This is a genomic window from Cuspidothrix issatschenkoi CHARLIE-1, assembly GCF_002934005.1.
Taxonomy (GTDB): domain Bacteria; phylum Cyanobacteriota; class Cyanobacteriia; order Cyanobacteriales; family Nostocaceae; genus Cuspidothrix; species Cuspidothrix issatschenkoi.
The window spans coordinates 1-19469 of the sequence record NZ_PGEM01000027.1 but is presented as its reverse complement, the minus strand read 5'-3'; the positions used below and the strand labels follow the sequence as shown (position 1 = coordinate 19469).

General features: G+C 36.2%; 17 protein-coding genes and 2 pseudogenes. 10 read left to right on the top strand and 9 right to left on the bottom strand.

Annotation, left to right across the window (positions count from 1 at the left end; translation table 11 throughout):
* Positions 1 to 125: 125 nt before the first annotated feature.
* The 7 genes and pseudogenes from pyrR to sufB form a co-directional block, all read right to left on the bottom strand.
* Positions 126 to 662: a bifunctional pyr operon transcriptional regulator/uracil phosphoribosyltransferase PyrR gene (pyrR, locus tag CUN59_RS04610; RefSeq protein ID WP_104386732.1), complete on the bottom strand. Its 537-nt coding sequence runs from the start codon at positions 660 to 662 to the stop codon at positions 126 to 128.
* 45 nt (positions 663 to 707) lie between these two features.
* Positions 708 to 827: pseudogene (locus CUN59_RS21895) on the bottom strand (Uma2 family endonuclease); the annotation flags it as partial.
* A 2-nt stretch (positions 828 to 829) separates the two neighbouring features.
* The gene (locus CUN59_RS04605) at positions 830 to 1429 is read right to left on the bottom strand and encodes a hypothetical protein (RefSeq protein WP_104386731.1); all 600 of its coding nucleotides are present in this window, start codon (positions 1427 to 1429) and stop codon (positions 830 to 832) included.
* 54 nt (positions 1430 to 1483) lie between these two features.
* Entirely contained in the window at positions 1484 to 2749 is a 1266-nt protein-coding gene (locus CUN59_RS04600) for a cysteine desulfurase (RefSeq protein ID WP_104386730.1), read from the bottom strand.
* A gap of 151 nt (positions 2750 to 2900) precedes the next feature.
* Positions 2901 to 4241 (bottom strand): Fe-S cluster assembly protein SufD, encoded by a 1341-nt coding sequence (gene sufD / locus CUN59_RS04595; protein WP_104386729.1) that lies wholly within the window; start codon positions 4239 to 4241, stop codon positions 2901 to 2903.
* Positions 4241 to 5026: a Fe-S cluster assembly ATPase SufC gene (gene sufC, locus CUN59_RS04590; protein WP_104386728.1), complete on the bottom strand. Its 786-nt coding sequence runs from the start codon at positions 5024 to 5026 to the stop codon at positions 4241 to 4243. Before sufC ends, sufD begins: the two co-directional genes overlap by 1 nt.
* A 46-nt stretch (positions 5027 to 5072) precedes the next feature.
* On the bottom strand, positions 5073 to 6512 hold the full coding sequence (sufB, locus tag CUN59_RS04585) for a Fe-S cluster assembly protein SufB (RefSeq protein ID WP_104386727.1): 1440 nt from the start codon (positions 6510 to 6512) through the stop codon (positions 5073 to 5075).
* Between the two features lie 210 nt (positions 6513 to 6722).
* Between sufB and sufR the strand changes: the two genes are divergently transcribed.
* The 4 genes from sufR to CUN59_RS04560 all read left to right on the top strand — a co-directional run bounded on the left by sufR (position 6723) and on the right by CUN59_RS04560 (position 11137).
* On the top strand, positions 6723 to 7394 hold the full coding sequence (gene sufR / locus CUN59_RS04575; protein ID WP_104386725.1) for an iron-sulfur cluster biosynthesis transcriptional regulator SufR: 672 nt from the start codon (positions 6723 to 6725) through the stop codon (positions 7392 to 7394).
* 245 nt (positions 7395 to 7639) lie between these two features.
* Positions 7640 to 8704: an AAA family ATPase gene (locus tag CUN59_RS04570; protein ID WP_104386724.1), complete on the top strand. Its 1065-nt coding sequence runs from the start codon at positions 7640 to 7642 to the stop codon at positions 8702 to 8704.
* Between the two features lie 4 nt (positions 8705 to 8708).
* The gene (locus CUN59_RS04565; protein ID WP_243406872.1) at positions 8709 to 9632 is read left to right on the top strand and encodes a hypothetical protein; all 924 of its coding nucleotides are present in this window, start codon (positions 8709 to 8711) and stop codon (positions 9630 to 9632) included.
* Between the two features lie 158 nt (positions 9633 to 9790).
* Positions 9791 to 11137: a serine/threonine protein kinase gene (locus CUN59_RS04560; protein ID WP_104386723.1), complete on the top strand. Its 1347-nt coding sequence runs from the start codon at positions 9791 to 9793 to the stop codon at positions 11135 to 11137.
* Between the two features lie 686 nt (positions 11138 to 11823).
* Here the strand turns inward: CUN59_RS04560 and CUN59_RS04555 are convergent.
* Positions 11824 to 12396, bottom strand: a complete 573-nt coding sequence (locus CUN59_RS04555) for a TIGR04376 family protein (protein ID WP_243406871.1) — start codon at positions 12394 to 12396, stop codon at positions 11824 to 11826.
* Positions 12397 to 12909: 513 nt separating this feature from the next.
* Here CUN59_RS04555 and CUN59_RS04545 point away from each other — a divergent pair.
* Positions 12910 to 13743, top strand: a complete 834-nt coding sequence (locus CUN59_RS04545) for a carbohydrate ABC transporter permease (RefSeq protein ID WP_104386721.1) — start codon at positions 12910 to 12912, stop codon at positions 13741 to 13743.
* A 55-nt stretch (positions 13744 to 13798) separates the two neighbouring features.
* Positions 13799 to 15124 carry a lipid-A-disaccharide synthase-related protein gene (locus tag CUN59_RS04540; protein ID WP_104386720.1) on the top strand — a complete coding sequence of 442 codons (1326 nt, stop codon included), beginning with the start codon at positions 13799 to 13801 and terminating at the stop codon, positions 15122 to 15124.
* A 122-nt stretch (positions 15125 to 15246) separates the two neighbouring features.
* Here the strand turns inward: CUN59_RS04540 and CUN59_RS04535 are convergent, their stop codons facing one another.
* Entirely contained in the window at positions 15247 to 15969 is a 723-nt protein-coding gene (locus tag CUN59_RS04535; protein WP_104386719.1) for a response regulator transcription factor, read from the bottom strand.
* A gap of 1195 nt (positions 15970 to 17164) precedes the next feature.
* Between CUN59_RS04535 and CUN59_RS04530 the strand changes: the two genes are divergently transcribed.
* The 4 genes and pseudogenes from CUN59_RS04530 to CUN59_RS21045 all read left to right on the top strand — a co-directional run.
* Positions 17165 to 18457, top strand: a complete 1293-nt coding sequence (locus CUN59_RS04530; RefSeq protein WP_104386718.1) for an ATP-binding response regulator — start codon at positions 17165 to 17167, stop codon at positions 18455 to 18457.
* A 13-nt stretch (positions 18458 to 18470) separates the two neighbouring features.
* Positions 18471 to 18818, top strand: a pseudogene (locus CUN59_RS04525) (response regulator); the annotation flags it as partial.
* Between the two features lie 70 nt (positions 18819 to 18888).
* Positions 18889 to 19152 carry a transposase family protein gene (locus tag CUN59_RS21050; RefSeq protein ID WP_133163997.1) on the top strand — a complete coding sequence of 88 codons (264 nt, stop codon included), beginning with the start codon at positions 18889 to 18891 and terminating at the stop codon, positions 19150 to 19152.
* Between the two features lie 60 nt (positions 19153 to 19212).
* On the top strand, positions 19213 to 19469 hold a 257-nt coding region (locus tag CUN59_RS21045), incomplete at its 3' end, for a transposase family protein (protein WP_243406870.1).

Sequence of the window (19469 nt, the reverse complement as noted above, 5' to 3'; positions counted from 1 at the left end):
AGCAGTCGGGGATCTTATCACCTCACCTGAATCCTTACGAAAGTATATTATCAAAATAAAGGATTTTCAGTCTGAGAAATCAAAGTTTTCAAATCCAAAAAACTCCTTGATATCCTTAGCAAGTCCTAAGTGGTAATTAACTCTACTGCATCTCTGCCATCTGCATCTTGTAGATAAACTTTGACAATTTCTTCCTTGGCTGTGGGTAATTTTTTCCCAAGAAAATCTGGATGAATTGGTAACTCCCGATGACCTCTATCTACTAATACAGCTAAACGAATTACTTCTGGTCTACCATATTCATTAACTGCATTTAAAGCAGCACGAATGGTTCTACCCTTGAAAATAACATCATCTACAAGCAGAACTGTTTTTTGTGTTAAATCAAAAGGAATATCTGTTTTGGCAGGAGTTCTCAAGCCAATTTTATCAAGATCATCACGATAAAATGTAATATCTAAAGAGCCAACGGGAACACTGACATTTTCGAGAATTTCTATTTGACGTGCTAATAAATAAGCTAATGGTACTCCTCTGGTGTGAATACCTAGCAGTAGCAATTGAGATAAATCTCGCGTCCTTTCTACAATTTGAGAAGCCATCCGAGTTAATGTACGACGCAGTTCTTCGGATGAAAGAATTTCAACTACTTTGGTAGACATAACTTGATCTTACTCCGGTTCATTCAGTATAACCTCACAATGTGTTTACTTTATCTTATCTCTTACCCAAGGGTGGAGAGATTTCAACAAAGCAATTTCACCCATAGTTTTACTTTGCTGGATAAATTTATTAATATCACTAACGGAAACTATAGGAAAAGCAATACCTATTCCATCACGATACTAGATAAAATACCTAAAATTTTACCGATATTATTAATATAATATTCGCTCAAGTCAATTTCTACAACTTGATTAATAAGTTTTAAAAACTTCCAGTTAGTTCCAGTGGTGACAGTTCCATAAATTGTTTGAATATTATTACCTTCACGTTCATTAAATATTCTGGCGGCGATCATTTCCGCCACACATTGTCCTAAACCTGCATTAATATTTTCTTTTTTCGCTTCTACAATTGTGACAACGGGAGCATTAACAATTAATAATTCTGGAGAACGACTAATAATAAAATCACAATTACCGTTTAATCCCTTTTCACTATCTACAGTAAAATCAATTCCAGAAAATAAACTAATTTGATTGTTTAAATATTTTCTCGCAGCGATTAAAATCGGCGCAATTATCATTTCAGAGCGGGATTTTTCGGTATTACTAGCAAGGGCTAAAGGTACATTTTCTTTTAATAGTTCCGCTAGTACATCTGGACATTCAATTTCTGGAATAGATGCAAAAATATTAACTTTATCTATAATCGTTAAATCAAAGGCTTTTCTAACTTTATCTAAAGTAAATTCACTATATGACATTGCATTCACAAAATAATTATAAATCAATAAAGGTGGGCATTGCCCACCCTACATTTACTCGGCAAACACACTAGCAAAAAAGTCCAGAGTCTCTTTCAAAGCTTTGATGAAAATATCAATTTCTTCACGGGTATTGTAAAAAGATAAACTTACCCGTGCAGTTCCCGCTAAACCTAAATGACGGTGTAAAGGTTGGGTACAATGATGTCCAGAACGAATGGCAACACCTTCTTGATCTAACAAAGTTGCTAAATCATTAGCGTGGACACCCTCGGCTGTAAAAGCTGCTAATGCGGCTCTACCTTCGCCGTTAACATCGGGTTTTGGCCCGTAGATTCTAATTTGAGGTATTTGGGCTAATTGCTCGAATAAATGGGCGGTTAATTCGGCTTCATAAGCATGAATTTTATCCATACCGATATTAGTAAGGTAATCTATGGCTGCACCCAGGGCGATCGCTTCCCCAATTGCAGGTGTACCCGCTTCAAATTTATGGGGTAATTCTGCATAGGTAGAATAATCTAAATAGACTTCAGAAATCATTTCCCCACCACCAAAAAATGGTGGCATTGCTTCTAGTAATTCGAGCTTACCATATAAGAAACCAATGCCGGTGGGAGCGCACATTTTATGACCAGAAGCTACTAACCAATCACAATCAAGTTCTTGAACATTGATAGGAGCATGGGGTACACTTTGACAAGCATCAAGTAAGAATTTCGCACCGTATCTGTGAGCAATTTCGGCTATTTCTTTGACTGGGTTAATACAACCCAAGGTATTAGAAATATGAACTATAGATACCAGTTTTGTTTTGTCAGAAATCAGGTTTTTAAACTGTTCTAAATCAAATGTTTCTTCTGGTGTTAATTCGACAAACTTTAAAACTGCACCTGTTTTTTGAGCAACAAATTGCCAAGGAACGATATTACTGTGGTGTTCCATTACTGAGAGAATAATTTCATCTCCTGGTTGTAAATTGTTCATTCCCCAACTGTAAGCGACTAGGTTAATTGCTTCGCTGGCGTTGCGGGTATAAACTATTTCTTGGCGTGATTTGGCATGAATAAAATTAGCAATTTTATCTCGCGCTGCTTCATAAGCATCGGTAGCTTTTGCACTTAAAAAATGTGCGCCACGATGAACGTTTGAATTGTATTGTTCATAATAATCACGCCAAGCATTTAAGACAGATAGGGGTTTTTGAGAAGTTGCGGCGTTATCGAGGTAAACTAGTGGTTTACCGTGGACTTCTTGATGTAAAATCGGGAAGTCTTTACGAACTTTATCAGCTAGAGTTTTGGCAGAGGTGAATGTCATAATTTAGGGAGTTCAGGAGTTGAGAATAAATTTAGGTTGGAATTTAGGATTTATGGAAATTTTAAGAATAACGAACCGCAGAGGTGCGGAAGACGCAGAGAGAAGAGATTTTTGGTGTGGTTTCCCCACTTTTTTAAGGTGGGGTTTTTGGTTATTTATTGGTGAGGGTGACTACTGTTTTTAACAGTTTTTCTCTCAAGGAAGTAACGGGTATTAAGTTAATAATTTCTGCTGCGAAAGCATTCACTAATAATTTGCGTGCGTTGTTTTCATCAATTCCACGACTTTGCAGATAGAAGATTTCATCATCTTCTAATTGACTCACTGTAGCACCGTGAGCGCATTTCACATTATCAGCAGTAATTTCTAATTGAGGTTTGGTGTCAATTCTTGATTTAGATGATAACAGCAAATTGCGGTTTAATTGGGCAGCGTCGGTTAACTGTGCGGGTTTGGGAACGAAAATTTTACCGTTGAAAACGCCATGAGCGCGATCGCCTATAATGCACTTATGTAGCTGTTTACTTACACCATGAGGATGATTCAGAGCGATCGCACTATGAGTATCAGCTAATTGTTTATCAGCAATAACTGTTAAACCATTGAGTGTGGTTTCCGTTTGTTCACCAGTTTGTAAAATCTCCAAATTATGACGGGAAATTTTACCACCAACTGTCACGGCATTACAGCTATAACGACTATACCGCGCCTGTGTTACCGCAGTTTTACCAATGTGAAAAGCAGCATCACTTTCCAACACAATTCTAGAATGACTCACCTGAGCATTTTCATTTACCCAGATTTCCGTCACACTATTATTAAAGTAAACCTCATTCTCTGTATTTCTGTGGTTCGTATACTCTTCAATTAAACTCACCTGAGAATTACTTTCAGCAACCAATAAACAACGAGGTTGAGAAATAATTGCAGACTCACCAACCACAGACATAAATAATAGATGAATGGGGTTTTTAACCACCACATTTTTACCAACCCATACCACAGCTACATCATTTAAACCAGCAGTATTTAAAGCAGTAAAAACTTCCCTTGTTCCTTCAGACTGTGCTAAATATTGCTGTGCAACTTCATCGGGTAACATATCCAAATTACCAACTTTTAAACCAGCAGGTAAATTTTCAGTATTTGATAAATTAGGTGCATAAACACCATTTACAAAAACCAACCGATGAGAAACTTCAGGTAAAACAAAATCATTTTGTAGTGACAATTCATGAATTATCCCTACATTATTGAATTTTACCTCTTTAAGTGGTGATAAATCAGTAAAACGCCATTCTTCCTCCCGGGTATTGGGAATAACAGAATGATGCACCCATTTAGCAGCATCATTACGAAGTTGTTGGAACCAACCATCTTTTTCCGATGCAGTTACCCGACTCAATAAGTCAGTTAAAAAAGCATCTCTATCTAATAAATTTGATTGTAGGGGTAATTCATGAATTACCCCTACATTGATAGAACTAGACATTATACACCCACTCCTAAAGCTTCTTCCAACACCCAATCATAACCGCGAGATTCCAACTCAAGCGCCAACTCTTTACCACCACTTCTAATAATGCGTCCTTGTGCCATCACATGAACAAAATCAGGCACAATATAATCAAGAAGACGCTGATAGTGAGTAATCATAATTGTAGCATTTTCAGCATTAGTTAACTGATTAACTCCATTAGCCACAATTTTCAAAGCATCAATATCTAACCCAGAGTCAGTTTCATCTAAAATCGCTAATTTAGGTTCTAAAATAGCCATTTGCAGAATTTCATTCCGCTTCTTTTCACCACCAGAAAACCCCTCATTTACACTACGGTTAAGAAAAGAAGAATTCATTTTTACAACTTCTAACTTTTCCTCAACCAAATCATCAAAATCGAAAGCGTCAACCTCTTCCAAACCTTGAGATTTTCTCCGAGAATTATAAGCAACCCGTAAAAAATCCAAATTACTCACACCGGGAATTTCTAAAGGATATTGAAAAGCTAAAAACACACCACTTCTAGCTCTTTCTGCTGCTTCCATTTCCAAAAGATTTTGTCCTTGGAAAACCACCTCACCACCAGTAACACTATAAGCTGGATGTCCCGCTAACACCTTAGAAAATGTACTCTTTCCAGAACCATTAGGTCCCATAATCGCGTGAATTTCACCAGCGCGAACATCCAAATTCAAACCCTTTAAAATTGGAGTTCCATCAACTTCCGCTTTCAAATCCTTAACCGACAAAATCAAATCACTATTCTCAACAATCATCTTTTCTTCCTCTCTTCCTCTGCGTACTCTGCGGTTCGTTAAAAAACTAACCAACACTACCTTCCAACTTCAAACTCAATAACTTATCAGCTTCAACAGCAAACTCCATAGGAAGTTGATTAAAAACATCCTTACAGAAACCGCTAATCATCATAGAAATAGCATCTTCTGCTGAAATACCACGTTGAGCAAAAAAGAACAATTGATCCTCACCAATTTTAGAAGTAGAAGCTTCATGTTCCACCTTTCCCGTATTATTCTGAACTTGAATATAAGGAAAAGTATTGGCTTGAGCATTATCCCCAATTAACATCGAGTCACATTGAGAATAATTTCTCGCACCTTTAGCAGTGGGATTAATCTTCACCAAACCCCGGTAACTATTGCTAGATTTACCAGCAGAAATACCTTTAGAAATAATTGTGCTGCGGGTATTTTTACCGACGTGAATCATCTTACTTCCAGTATCAGCTTGCTGCATATTATTTGTTAATGCAACGGAGTAAAATTCACCAACGGAATTATCACCAACCAAAACACAACTAGGATATTTCCAAGTAATAGCTGAACCCGTTTCTACTTGAGTCCAAGAAATCTTAGAATTCACACCTTGACACAACCCACGTTTAGTTACAAAGTTGTAAATTCCACCTTTACCATTTGCATCTCCAGCGTACCAGTTCTGCACAGTAGAATATTTAATTTCCGCATTATCTAAAGCCACCAATTCCACAACCGCCGCGTGTAATTGGTTGCTGTCGTACATGGGTGCTGTACAACCTTCTAAATAAGAAACATAACTACCTTCATCGGCGACAATTAATGTCCGTTCAAATTGCCCTGTATCTCCGGTGTTAATGCGGAAATAGGTAGATAATTCCATTGGACATTTTAGGCCCTTGGGAATATAAACGAAAGAACCATCACTAAATACAGCCGCATTTAAAGCTGCAAAATAATTATCAGCAATGGGAACAACGCTACCTAAATATTTTTTAATCAGTTCTGGATGTTCTTGCAGAGCTTCCGAAAAAGAACAGAAGATTACACCATCTTTGGCGAGTTTTTCTTTATATGTAGTAGCTACAGAAACACTATCAAAAATCGCATCAACAGCAACGTTGGTTAATCGCTTTTGTTCATTTAAAGGAATACCCAATTTTGCAAAGGTTTCCAACAAAGTGGGATCAACTTCATCTAAACTGTTGAGTTTTTCTTTCTTTTGTTTCGGTGCGGAATAATAAATAATATCCTGATAATTAATAGGCGGATATTTGACATGAGGCCAAGTTGGTTCTGTCATTTTCAGCCATTGATGATAAGCGCGGAGACGATACTCTAGCATGAATTCCGGCTCATTCTTTTTGGCGGAAATCAGACGGACAACATCTTCGCTTAACCCACGAGGAATAGTATCGGCTTCAATATCGGTAACAAAGCCGTACTTGTAAGGTTGGTTGACTAAGGTAGTGACGGATGCGCTCATCGGTTCTCTTGTGTTCTCTTTAAAGGACGGGCGACGGGCTGCAAAAAAGCTAACTCCCGTTTTCTGTTACCGATTGCTAACAGGACTGCTAGAATAGGTTTAAGGACTAAAACAACTCGGCTGTTGTTTAATCTATTTTCATTGTACGATAGATTAACAACAACAATGTTGTTTAAGTCAGGTTTTTTACGAAAATTTTTTGGGACTAAAATGGCCACTACCCAGCAGTCCACAACAAAGCAGGATATTTTAGAGTATCTATTGAAACATACGCAAGCCACCGCCTTGGAGCTTGCAGAAGTATTAGATGTCAGCCCTCAAGCGATTCGCCGTCATTTGAAGGATTTGGAAGCTGATAATTTAGTTGTATATTTTATACCTGATCAAGTTGCTATGGGTCGTCCTCAGCATCTTTATCAATTAAGTCAACGGGGACGGGAACAATTACAAAGGAATGTAAGCCGCTTTACTGATGGTTATGGAGAGTTCGCAGTGTCGCTGTTAGATGCTTTAGCGGAAACTGTTGGAAGTGAGCAGGTTAAGACGATTTTACAAAAACAGTGGGAACGTAAAGCGCAGGAATACTGGGAAAGGGTGGGTAAAGGTTCTTTACAAGAACGGGTTGCAAATTTGGTAGAACTGCGAAAAGCAGAAGGTTTTATGGCTGAGTTTCACCCTGTTGAGTCAGATGATAATGGTGGTGAAAAATTCATTTTTATAGAACACACTTGCGCTATTTCTAATGTTGCGGAGTCGTTTCCTAGTGTGTGCGGCCATGAGTTAGAAATGTTTGCGGCGATTTTACCAGATTGTAGTGTCGAAAGGACGCATTGGTTGATTCATGGTGAGCATCGTTGTGGGTATTTGGTGCAGAAAAGGTAGAGGGTTGAACGCAGATGGACGCGGATAGACGCAGATGATAAAGTCAGTGAACTTTAGATAATACCTAGAACATTTAGAAGTAGGTAAAAGGTTACAGGAAGATTGGATAAATCATGGTATTGATTGTGTAGATTTATATTTTGAAGATATAGATAGTTATTGGTTGGAAACTTGGGCGGATGATGATGATGAACCGGGTTATATTGAATCAAAAATACATTGAATAGAGTAAAAAGCAAATTATTATGAAAGTTCAAAATATTAAGCTGAAACATTTTAAGAAATTTCGAGATCAGGAATTAGATTTTTCTGATCCTGAAACGGGTTTAGCAGAGAGTTTAATTGTTCTGATTGGTGTAAATGGTGCTGGAAAAACTAGCATTTTACAAGCTATTGCGTCTACATTAGGTACAGCTACAGAAAGATTAAACAAACCTGCTGATTTAGATTGGCCAGGATTTAATTATGAATTATTAAGTAGTAATTGGCGTGGTTCTCCCACCAATGTCACTATTAATGTACAATTTTCTAAATCAGAACTGCAAGCTATTAGCGAATTTCACCAAAAATTAAGAGATATGGGACGCGATTTACCAGTTTCTCCTGCTAAGGAATATCTTGTTAATTTAAAATGGCAAGGTGAAAGTGTAACAGCAAATAGCGCAGCAGAATTATTTCAATTTAAAGGACGAGAATATGCTAAACAATTATCTCGCTCTGAAGGATTTTCAGTTTTTGAAAGAGTGGGTACAGTTTTTTGGTACACAGAACAGAGAACAGCAACCAGTTTAACTCCTGAAGATCCAAAAAATCAATTAGAAATTACAGAGGATATTTTACGCGATCGCCTAGCAAAATGGCAAATTTTTCATGAGAAATATGGAAAAAATGGTAAAAATTTTCGTCCAGGAGCAAAGGATTTATACGCAGAAATAGCAAAAGTTTATAAAACTGTTTTTTCAGGACGTGAATTTGAAGGTATAGAAATACGAGATAACATAGATGATATTCTCAGTGAACCTTGGTTTTATATTTATAACAGTAAAAATAAAACTCACTATGAATTTTCGGAAATGTCTGGGGGAGAACGTGCGACGTTTCCTATACTTATGGATTTTATGAATTGGAATATTCATAATTCAGTAATTTTAATTGATGAAATCGAATTACATTTACATCCACCAATGCAACAAGCTTTACTCAGAACTTTACCAAAATTAGGTAAAAATAATCAGTTTATTATTACTACTCATTCTGATTATGTAGCACAATTAGTACCTGAATCATCTATCAGAATCATAGAGGAATAATTCAATGATGGGAGTAGTTCGGAATAAAGTTATTTTTTGTGAGGGTAATCTTGATTTAGATGTACTTAATAAGGTGACAGAGAATCAATCCAATAGTGTTACAATTGTTGCTAGTGGCAGTAAGTTTAGTTTTTCGGTCTTTATTAACGCCTATTTTAAAAAGAAAAATGATGAAAATAATGAAAAACAAAATAAGGAGGAAAATCAAAAAACTGCCAACAACTATATCATTTTCAGAGATCGTGATTTTGATATTGACCCTACATCAGAAATTCAATTACTACAAATAGATAAATTAGGAAATAGAGCTTTTCTATCTCATCGTACTTGTATTGAAAACTATTTACTTGAACCTGAACTGATTCATCAATATTGGATCACCCAATATGCAGAAAAATTAGAAAATCCTACTATTTTTAACTGGGGACATGGTAATTCACCAGGCGTTGATAAAATTACTCAATGGGTAGAAGATGCTGCAAGAATTTTGCGAGATTATCAAGCTGTTAGATGGGCGTTAGGTAATTTATGCCAACTTAGTGCGAGTAGAAAACAGTTAGAAACAAAATGGACTAAGAAAATTCCAGATTCTCTAGATTTATCTGATTGTAAAAATCAGGCTTTATCATTAATTAATGAATTTAAAAATACGGTAGCTGAAGTGACAATAGATAAATTTGAAGAAAGTCTGTCTAAGTATTTACAGCTTTTTAATCAACAGGAATTTTGGCAGCAAGAGCAGTATTTAATTTGGTTTAATGGTAAAGATATTTACAAGGCAATGCAGAAAATTAGTCAAGATAAAAAAAGACCATATAACTCATCCTATATCTCCATGTATGATTATTCTAAATGGGCAGTTAATAATATTGACATTAATCAATACCCTGATTTGATTGAATTGAGAAATAAAATAGAACAGCTTTAGAAGAAACATTTTAAAAAGTTGAAAATTAGAGTGATTGCTAATTTATTCTGGAATTCAACCAGTTAATCTTTCGGGAAAATCGAGAAGTTAGCATATCTACCCAAATCATACCCGACTGTGCCAAAATGTACATAACTGTTTTTTGGCATTTTTAACCTATGGTTTGGCAAAAGGGGTATAAATTACAGGGTGGAAGATACGTTATCGAAAAAGTCCTGGGAGAAGGTGGTTTTGGAATTACGTATCAAGCACAACATACACTTTTAAATCAGTGGGTAGTGATAAAAACCCCTAATGAAAGCCTAAAAAATGATTCTGAATATCCTAATTACGTCAAAAGATTTATTCAAGAAGGACGCAAATTAGCACAACTTTCTCAACAACCACACCCGAATATTGTCCGTGTAACAGAATTATTTGAAGATGGTAAAACATATTGTTTAGTAATGGACTTTGTACCAGGTGAAAGTTTATTTAATTTAGTCGAAGAACAAGGAGCATTACCAGAATTAAAAGCAGTTGAATATATCAAGCAAATTGGAGAGGCTTTAATTTTTGTGCATCAACAGGGTTTAGTTCATCGGGATGCACACCCTGGTAATATTATGGTACAAAAAAATGGCAAAGCTGTATTAATTGACTTTGGAATTGCTGGGGAAATAATGCCCCAAGATGGATATTTTACTTCTCATCATCCTGCTAATATTGCTTTTGCACCCTATGAACAAATGGGAGGTAATAGACAAGTAACCATAGATATTTATACTTTAGCTGCTTCTTTATATTATGCGGTTACAGGTAAACGTCCTGAAAGTTCGCTAGATAGAAAATTGTATAATAAACCGTTAATTTCTCCTAATAAATATGTTGTTGGTATTAGTGATGGGTTGAATCTGGCAATACTTAAAGGTATGAATTTAGAAGCGGAATATCGTCCGCAATCTATGAGAGAATGGTTAAAGTTATTATCAACAGTTAAAGGGGGAAATTCTGGTAATAATGTTTATAAGTTTAGTAATAATAAAGAAGAAAAGACTGTTAAAATAGATAAAACATATCCTGTTTTTGTTGGTCCTAATAATCCTATAACAACAAGGGTTAAAATAAATAATATTCCTTGGTTTTGGTTAGGAATAATGAGTTTATTTTATCTAATAATTTATTTATTTCTTGTATTTCTTGTATATATAAATAAAAACCTTAATCCTACAAATCATACTTCTGCTGTTGTAGCGGTGGCTTTCTGGGCTTTAAGTTGTGCTCAATATTTCTCAGCCGAGGACAATTCTGATCTTTCTTCACTAAATCTGGGGGTTCTACTATTTGAACGTGTAGAGATTTGTTTCTGTTTTATATATTTTCCAGTGAAGCGAAAATTAAAACAATCCTTCAATAAATGGCACCAATTTTTAGTTTTTGTTACTACAGCTTGGTTAGGCATATTTTTAGGCTGGGTAATTTCTTATCCTCTTATGATACAATATCATCAAGTTCCAAAAATATAACTACATAAATATAAAAAATATGAACAACCTATCAATTCCAGCACAAACATTACAAGAAGCATGGAAAAAGGTTTAAAGATGATAAACTTTATCAAGTGATTAGTACAATTATTGAAGTTACAAAAAACCATCATCACCTCCACCACCAGCATCAAAAGCTTGGGAAAGAAGCAAAAAACCAAAATGATAAAATTACTGATACCCAGATCCCCGACTTCTTTGATAAATTAATATTATCTACCAAAGATTAAATTAAGAAGTCGGGGATCTTTACTTTGTGTAATAATAAAAATCGAATATTGCTAACCCTATTAGTAAACTATCGCAATGACAAATAAAACCAAGTAATTGAAAGAGATGAAGATGGTATGTATATTGGTGAGGTTCCTCAACTTAGAGGATGTCTGATAAGTGTCATATTTGATCGAGATCCCCCCTTACCCCCCTTAATAAGGGGGGAATAAATCCATCAAAGTCCCCCTTAATAAGGGGGGAATAAATCTATCAAAGTCCCCCTTTATAAGGGGGGAATAAATCTATCAAAGTCCCCCTTTATAAGGGGGATTTAGGGGGATCTACAAGTGTTGGATACCACATAAAAAAGTTTTCAGACATCCTCTTAATAGCCTGTTATAGTATAAGTAGGAGTCAGGAGTCAGCATTTCCTGTTTCCTACAAATAACAAATTATTTCCCCATATTTCTTTTGAGTTTTTCTAGTTCGTCTTGGGTTTCCCAACGGCGAAATGTATCTTCTAAATCATCAGAATTACTCTGATAATTACTTGCCACATTCCAAGCATTAGTTTCTAAGCGTTGTTGGGCTTGGGCTTTAGTGCGGGCGGTTTGTGCTTCTGTTGCTTTAGCTTGTACTTCTTGACGACGTTGTTGAATTTTGCGAAGTAGTTCTTGAGATTGGGTAATGCGTTCTTTTAAACCTTGCATTTGTCCCCACATTTGGTTTCCTTCTCGCAGTAGTGCTGCTTCTCTTGCTTGGGCGGGGATGGCTAAATCTTGTCTACCTGCGGCTTGGGCTTTTTGAATACGGATATGCCATTTTTGTATTTCTTGGGCGGTAGCAAGAATTTCTTCTTGCGATCGCTTCTGTTGTAATTGTAAATCAGCCACTAATTTTAATGTATCCTCTTCTTGTTCTCGCAGTTGTTCTAATAGTGCTTGTAACTCTAAATGAGGGTTATTCCGCAAAAATTCTTCTAAACGACTTTCTAAAAAGCGACTTAAATCATCAAATAAACTCACGGTTAAGACTCCAAATTTCGTATATATAACTTAGATGATAGTGAACAGGGAACAGGGAACAGGGAACAGGGAACAGGGAACAGGGAACAGGGAACAGGGAATGGGGAATGGGGAATGGGGAACAGTAAAAATGTCGGATATTAATGACTTTAAAAACTTAGTGATTTGGCAAAAAGGGATGGATATTGCACCAAGGGTGCTATTTTCTTACTAAACTTTTTTCCAAAGATGAACTATATGCTATGGTTCAACAAATTAGAAGAAGAAAGCAGAATGATTATTAGCCTGATTAAAAAACTAGAAAATTAAAGATTTTTTCCCCTGTTCCCCGTTCCCTGTTCCCTGTTCCCTCTTACCCAATTAGTAATTTAGCATAACAAGTACCGAAGAACCAAAAAATATTACTGATTTTGAAAATTTCGCTTTGATCATATCCCAAAATTTCTGAAAACTTCTGTTATTTAGGGAATATATAAGATATAAAAGATTTTATACATTTGTATTTTAGGAACGATGAATTTAAAAAACTCACGAAGGCAAACTTTAGTTACTTATGGAATTTTAGCAGCGATCGCTTTTATCATGCTATTTCCATTATTATGGCTGATCAGTACAGCCTTAAAATCACCTACGGAAAATATCTGGCAGTCACCACCGCAATTATTACCCAGTCAACCAACACTAGAAAACTTTTCCAAGGTTTGGCAATCCTTACCATTTGGAGTATATTTATACAATAGTGTCATAGTATCAGCATTAACAGTTGGGTTAAATTTGTTATTTTGCTCTTTGGCGGCTTATCCCTTAGCTAGACTCTCATTTGTGGGTAGAAATGCAATTTTTATTGCTATCGTCGCCACAATTATGATTCCCTTCCAAATTGTCATGATTCCTTTATATATCTTGACAGTACAGCTAGGGTTAAGGAATAGTTATCTAGGGGTAATATTCCCTAGTTTAGCCTCTGCCTTTGGTATATTTTTGCTACGCCAAGCCCTGTTGAGTGTACCGAAAGAAATTGAGGAGGCTGCCCGTTTGGATGGTAGTTCTGAGTTAGGATTATGGTGGCATATTATGTTACCTGCTATTCGACCAGCACTGATTACCCTAGCTATATTTGTATTTATTGGTGCTTGGAGTGACTTTTTATGGCCTTTAATTGTCATTCAGGATGAGAGTTTATATACTTTACCCTTGGGAGTAGCCAAATTAGCGGGGACATTCTCTTTGGATTGGCGCTTAGTAGCTGCTGGTTCGGTCATTTCTATTACACCAGTGTTATTATTATTTTTGTTTTTACAAAAATACATTGTCCCTACGGATACGGGTAGTGGAGTCAAAGGTTAATCAAGTTTTTGACTAAATTACCGCTATATTAATCAAGTGCATTTATAAAAACCTAATGGTCAATTCTCCGTTACAGTTATTAGTTTTAAGCAATGGTCATGGGGAAGATATCATTGCGGTGCGGATTATCCAGGCACTACAAAAATTATCTTCTGCACCGGATATTTTTGCTTTACCAATTGTGGGTGAAGGTCTAGCTTATCAAAATATAGATATACCTGTGATTGGCAAAGTACAAACTATGCCATCAGGCGGTTTTATCTATATGGATGGACGGGAATTGATGCGTGATGTGCGGGGTGGTTTGATTCAACTAACTTGGAATCAAATTCAATCTATCCGCCGTTGGGTAAATTTACAAACAAAGTTAGGTAATCCAAAAGCAGTGTTAGCGGTAGGAGATATTATTCCGTTGTTGTTTGCGGCGGCCAGTGGTGCTAATTATGCTTTTGTGGGTACGGCTAAATCAGAGTATTATGTACGTGATCAAACGGGGTTGTTACCGCGAAAGTCAAAGTCTGCGCGATGGGAAAATTTTTCCGGTTCAATTTACCATCCTTGGGAAAGGTGGTTAATGAGTCGTAAAGGTTGTCAGGCCGTATTTCCCAGAGATACGCTGACAACAAAAATTTTAAAAACCTGGCCTATTCCGGCTGTGGATGCGGGAAATCCCATGATGGATGGGTTAGAAAGTCGTGTTACTAGCCAGCAATTTTATCGTCATGATGGGGAACAGCAAGAAGTAATCCGCCCGTTTATCATTACTTTACTGCCTGGTTCTCGTGCGCCAGAAGCATATAATAACTGGGAAATGATGATGATTGCTGTATCCGCGCTGATGGCGAGTTTAAAACAACGGGATTCGGTTTTTCATACTGCGGGGACGATGATTTTTTTAGGAGCGATCGCTCCTGGTTTAGATTGTAGTATTCTAGTAAAAACCTTGCAGATTCAGGGTTGGAAACTTAGTAACGCATCACCTTTACCTATTTCTGACTCAGAAAGTTTAGTTTTTCAACAAAAAAACTCCCATTTTATCTTGACCCAAAAAGCCTACAATGACTGTTTACATTGGGGAGATCTAGCCATTGCCATGGCGGGAACTGCCACAGAACAGTTTATTGGTTTGGGAAAACCAGCGATCGCCATTCCCGGTCAAGGACCCCAATATAACCCCGGTTTTGCCGAAGCCCAAAGTCGTCTCTTAGGACTATCCCTCACCCTAGTTAACCAACCCTCTCAAGTTGTCCCAGCCATTCAATCTCTCTTCACAAATCCCGACCTCCTGCAAATGATCGCTGAAAATGGCCTTGAACGCATGGGACACCCAGGTGCAGCCCAACGCATCGCCGAATGTTTAGAGCAAAGATTTATGAAGTAATAGGTAATAGGTAAGAAAAATACTTACTTCTCCCCCGCCCCCTTGGTGAGCGACTTATACTGAGATTGGGATGCCCTGAACTAGTCGAAGAGTCGAAGTAAGCCGAACCGCTGCCTCCTGCTCTATACTACTAAACCAGAACGCAAAGCCCGAACTGCTGCTTGGGTGCGATCATCAGCACAGAGTTTATTTAAAATATTGCGAACATGAGTTTTCACTGTTCCCACAGTGATATATAGTTTTTCTGCAATTTGTCCATTACTGCAACCGGCGACAATTAATTCTAAAATTTCTAATTCTCGTTGAGTTAGGGGATAGGTTTCTAAAACTTGTTCATATTCTGTATCTAAGGCTTCGATTTTCACAGTTTTGGGTCTATCTGCCGCTTGATGTTCGTTAGGGACATCTTGACGCACTTTCCGTAATACTAAATTAGCGATCGCTGGATCAATCCAAGAATGACCACAAAAAGTAGCTTGTACAGCTTCCGTAAATTTATTAATACTTGTTTCTTTCATATAATAAGAATCTGCTCCCGCCGCAAAAGCCGCCAAAACAGCATCTTCTGTATTATCCATTGTCAAAATCAAAATTTTTGTCTGTGTTTGTCCCGTTTCACTTTGATAGCGTCTAAATTTGCGGGTTAATTCAATCCCGTCCATATCAGGTAAACCAATATCTATCACCGCCACATCTGGTTTAGTGGTTTCCAGTAATTTTAAACCTTGAGTTGCATTCGCCGCCTCACCCAAAACTTTAAAGCCGCCATGGGACTGCAATTCTGTTCTCAGTCCCATCCGGGTTAAATCATGATCTTCAATTAAAACAATACTCACGTCACTCATTGTTATACCCCTGATAATCGGATTGCTTCTGAAATAGTTTTTAAAACTGGAAGATATAAAAATACTCCCCGCTTAACAACCTCAAGGTTGTTATCCTATTTTTGGAGAAAGATGCACTTTATTTTTCAGAGACCTTCGGAACGTCTCTACCAAAGCTGAACGTCTCTATCAAATTTATTCACAGCTTCTCATAGAATTGGTATTAGTGGATTTGGGAAAAGATTAATTGCCAAGAACTAAAAGTTTTATCTTTCCCTTTCTCCCTTTACCGATCAGTATTAGCTGCTAGGAGGGAAATAAATCAGATTTTTATTAGATAGCTATATTTTATACAGCCGCACTAACTAAAGATTTTGCTAAGAATTTGATCTAACTTACCCAACCCAAGAATAGATGATTATGTTATTTATAAACATCTATCTTTAGACAGAAGCAATTGTATATTTTGCCATGCAGGTACAGATAAAAATCTAGCTAAGGATATATAGAAATTCGTCACAAAAAGAATCAAATTATTCAAAACAAATGGTAACAATTACCTGAAAGTATGATCATTCGATTAGAGAATTGATACAATGTAGTAGTTAGCAGGTAACATAAGATTAGATTATGACAGAGAAAACACTTTAAAAGCAGAGAACTTGATCACAGGGGGTGTAAAAGTAACTTTGATTACATCAATTTGGATTATTCCGGCCAATCTTTTCTATCTTATTAAGATTACAGCGTATTTATACCTGTAAGGAGAAAGAATTTTTTTGCCTGTTATTACTATTGTTTCAGTAAAACTACTTTAGCTGTTGGTAGACAATGTTTCTATACAACTCTCACTAATGGGTGAGGACATTTAATGAATAAGTAATTTACAATATTTTCAACTGGATAAAGTATTTTATTTTACTTAATTGTAAATTAGCTCATCCAGTAGTAAGTTATGCTCATGTATCATTGAAAAATGTAAAAACTCTAGTTATCGAGAAAAAATTGGCTTCTAGACTGGCAAAAAAACTAAAATTGATTAAAATAGTCAGGTCAAGTGATCAATTTACCCTCGATAACCTGTAAAATCTCGATTTAATCTCCTATTTCAGTATATTATTACCAGACAATCACCATTATTATTTGTATAATCTATAAACTGTAAACACAGAAATGCTAACTATCAATCTGTATTTAACAGCCAACATAAAAGCCGATGGAAGAACAGTTAAGAATTTTACTTCTAGAACATGATGAGACAGACCGTATGATGTTACGGTTATCTCTCAAAGAAACAGATATCAGTATGAGAATTGATGAAATCAAAGACGGAAATCAGGGGTTTTCTGCTCTTGTGAATAATCATTATGACTGTGTATTTCTCGACTATCATCTAGCAAATACAGATTGCTTAACATTTATCCATAAAATCAAAGATTCCGCCATCAAAGTTCCCCTAATTATCCTGATAGATCCGGGGAAAGCAGCAATGGCAGAAGAATGTATAAAAGCAGGTGCTAGTGAGTATTTTATTAAATCTACATTATCTCCAGAAACCATAGTGCAAATTTTACGAAGAGCGATTCGTCTCCATCAGTATGAAATGGAGATAGACTTACTCAATCAGCAACTTCAAGCAAGTCAACAACAGGTAATTGCACAGAATCAACAATTAGCATCACAACAACAAAAACTCGAAATTTTAGAACCATCAAAATTAAAATCCCTATTTTTAGCGACTATATCCCATGAACTAAGAACTCCTATGAATGCCATTATTGGATTTTCCCAAATTCTCCTCCGTCCTAAATTCGGTCACTTGGGCAATCAACAATTTGAGATTGTCGAGAAAATTCTCGATAATGGTAAAAATCTACTCATGAAAATCAATGCAATTCTGGAATTTTCTCACCTAGAAGCAGGAGAATTAGAACTTAATCTCCAACTATTAGATTTAGAAAAGCTTGTTAATCATACTCTCTTAGAAATCAGTGCTTTAGCACAAGCCAAAAATTTATCTTTAATAGTGACCAGGAATTTAAACAATACAATAGTATTCAATGATGCTGCCAGATTACAGCAAATTTTAACTAATTTGCTTACCAATGCCATTAAATTTACTGAAACTGGTAATATTTGGGTAGAAATATCAGAAATACCTAAAAACCGAGTGAAAATTTCTGTCAAAGATACAGGAATTGGTATTGCGGATCAAGATTTTCAAAATATTTTTGCAGCCTTTCATCAAGTTGATCAAGGACTCAGCCGCAAATATTCCGGTACAGGGTTAGGTTTAGCTATAATTGATGCACTAGTCAGAATAATGGGAGGAAAAATATATATTGAAAGTCAACTAGGAATTGGTTCAATGTTTACAATAGAATTACCACGGAAAGTTAGCTTTAAACCAGATTCAGATCATCCAGTTTCTCCTGACAGTTATTATCATTTATATCCTGTATATTCTGGAAATAAAGCATCAATAAATTATCCGCATCTACAACTATAAATGATCAAAATTTATGCCTACTTTCAAAAAAGACCGAATTTTATCAGTTGATGATACCGCAGACAACCTAATTTTAGTGCAAACACTGTTAGAAAGCGAAGGATATGATATAGAGTCAGCGACTAATGGAGAAATGGCACTCGAAAAAGTCTCCCAATTTCCACCGGATCTGATTATTTTAGATGTGATGATGCCGGGTATAAATGGTTATGAAGTCACACGGATAATTCGCAATAATCCAAAGCTTAACTATATTCCCATTTTGTTACTCACAGCCTTTCATGAACCTAGTGTAGCTACAGGTTTAGATGCTGGTGCTGATGATTTTATTCGTAAACCCTTTGATACAGAAGAACTATTAGACCTGTCCGCAATATATACAAAAAAATGGTAGAACGGTAAATTGAAGATATACCGTGGCTCTACCAAACATGAAAAATATCATCCATTATATACATTTGCACCCAAAACGCGCTAGGGGAATACTGGGAATTAGCTATGATCAATTTATTTCATTGATGGAGCAGGCTTTGTTAGCTCATCAGGAGCAAAAAGGTCAGTTAGAAAAAGGTAAGTTGCGTGTTAATTCACCAGGTGGTGGACGTAAACCAAAATTAACAATTGAAGAAGAAATATGCCTGACACTATTTTATCTCAGGCAAATGCCAACATTTGAAGTATTAGGATTACATTAGCAAAAAAGATACTATTCGGGAAAGAAGAAATATCACTCATTTAAAAATCAAGTTGTGTCTATGCCAAAAGCTAAAGATATAGTAGATGTGATAGTAGGAAAGCCAGGACCAACTAGCGATATTTCTTTGTTTAGAGATCAACAAGAGAAATTTGATTCTCAACAAAAATTTCAAGGAGATAAAGCTTATATAGGTGGAGATAATATGACTACACCTAAGAAAAAGCCCAGAAATAAAGAATTAACAGATGAACAGAAAGAGGCAAATAAAAAACTGTCCAGTAAACGAATTTTTGTAGAGCATATCATAAGAATTAT

Bases quoted from the DNA above. Each gene is read 5' to 3' on its own strand.
- pyrR (WP_104386732.1), bottom strand. From the start codon at position 662: ATGTCTACCAAAGTAGTTGAAATTCTTTCATCCGAAGAACTGCGTCGT.
- CUN59_RS04605 (WP_104386731.1), bottom strand. From the start codon at position 1,429: ATGTCATATAGTGAATTTACTTTAGATAAAGTTAGAAAAGCCTTTGAT.
- CUN59_RS04600 (WP_104386730.1), bottom strand. From the start codon at position 2,749: ATGACATTCACCTCTGCCAAAACTCTAGCTGATAAAGTTCGTAAAGAC.
- sufD (WP_104386729.1), bottom strand. From the start codon at position 4,241: ATGTCTAGTTCTATCAATGTAGGGGTAATTCATGAATTACCCCTACAA.
- sufC (WP_104386728.1), bottom strand. From the start codon at position 5,026: ATGATTGTTGAGAATAGTGATTTGATTTTGTCGGTTAAGGATTTGAAA.
- sufB (WP_104386727.1), bottom strand. From the start codon at position 6,512: ATGAGCGCATCCGTCACTACCTTAGTCAACCAACCTTACAAGTACGGC.
- sufR (WP_104386725.1), top strand. From the start codon at position 6,723: ATGGCCACTACCCAGCAGTCCACAACAAAGCAGGATATTTTAGAGTAT.
- CUN59_RS04570 (WP_104386724.1), top strand. From the start codon at position 7,640: ATGAAAGTTCAAAATATTAAGCTGAAACATTTTAAGAAATTTCGAGAT.
- CUN59_RS04565 (WP_243406872.1), top strand. From the start codon at position 8,709: ATGATGGGAGTAGTTCGGAATAAAGTTATTTTTTGTGAGGGTAATCTT.
- CUN59_RS04560 (WP_104386723.1), top strand. From the start codon at position 9,791: ATGGTTTGGCAAAAGGGGTATAAATTACAGGGTGGAAGATACGTTATC.
- CUN59_RS04545 (WP_104386721.1), top strand. From the start codon at position 12,910: ATGAATTTAAAAAACTCACGAAGGCAAACTTTAGTTACTTATGGAATT.
- CUN59_RS04540 (WP_104386720.1), top strand. From the start codon at position 13,799: ATGGTCAATTCTCCGTTACAGTTATTAGTTTTAAGCAATGGTCATGGG.
- CUN59_RS04535 (WP_104386719.1), bottom strand. From the start codon at position 15,969: ATGAGTGACGTGAGTATTGTTTTAATTGAAGATCATGATTTAACCCGG.
- CUN59_RS04530 (WP_104386718.1), top strand. From the start codon at position 17,165: ATGGAAGAACAGTTAAGAATTTTACTTCTAGAACATGATGAGACAGAC.
- CUN59_RS21050 (WP_133163997.1), top strand. From the start codon at position 18,889: ATGAAAAATATCATCCATTATATACATTTGCACCCAAAACGCGCTAGG.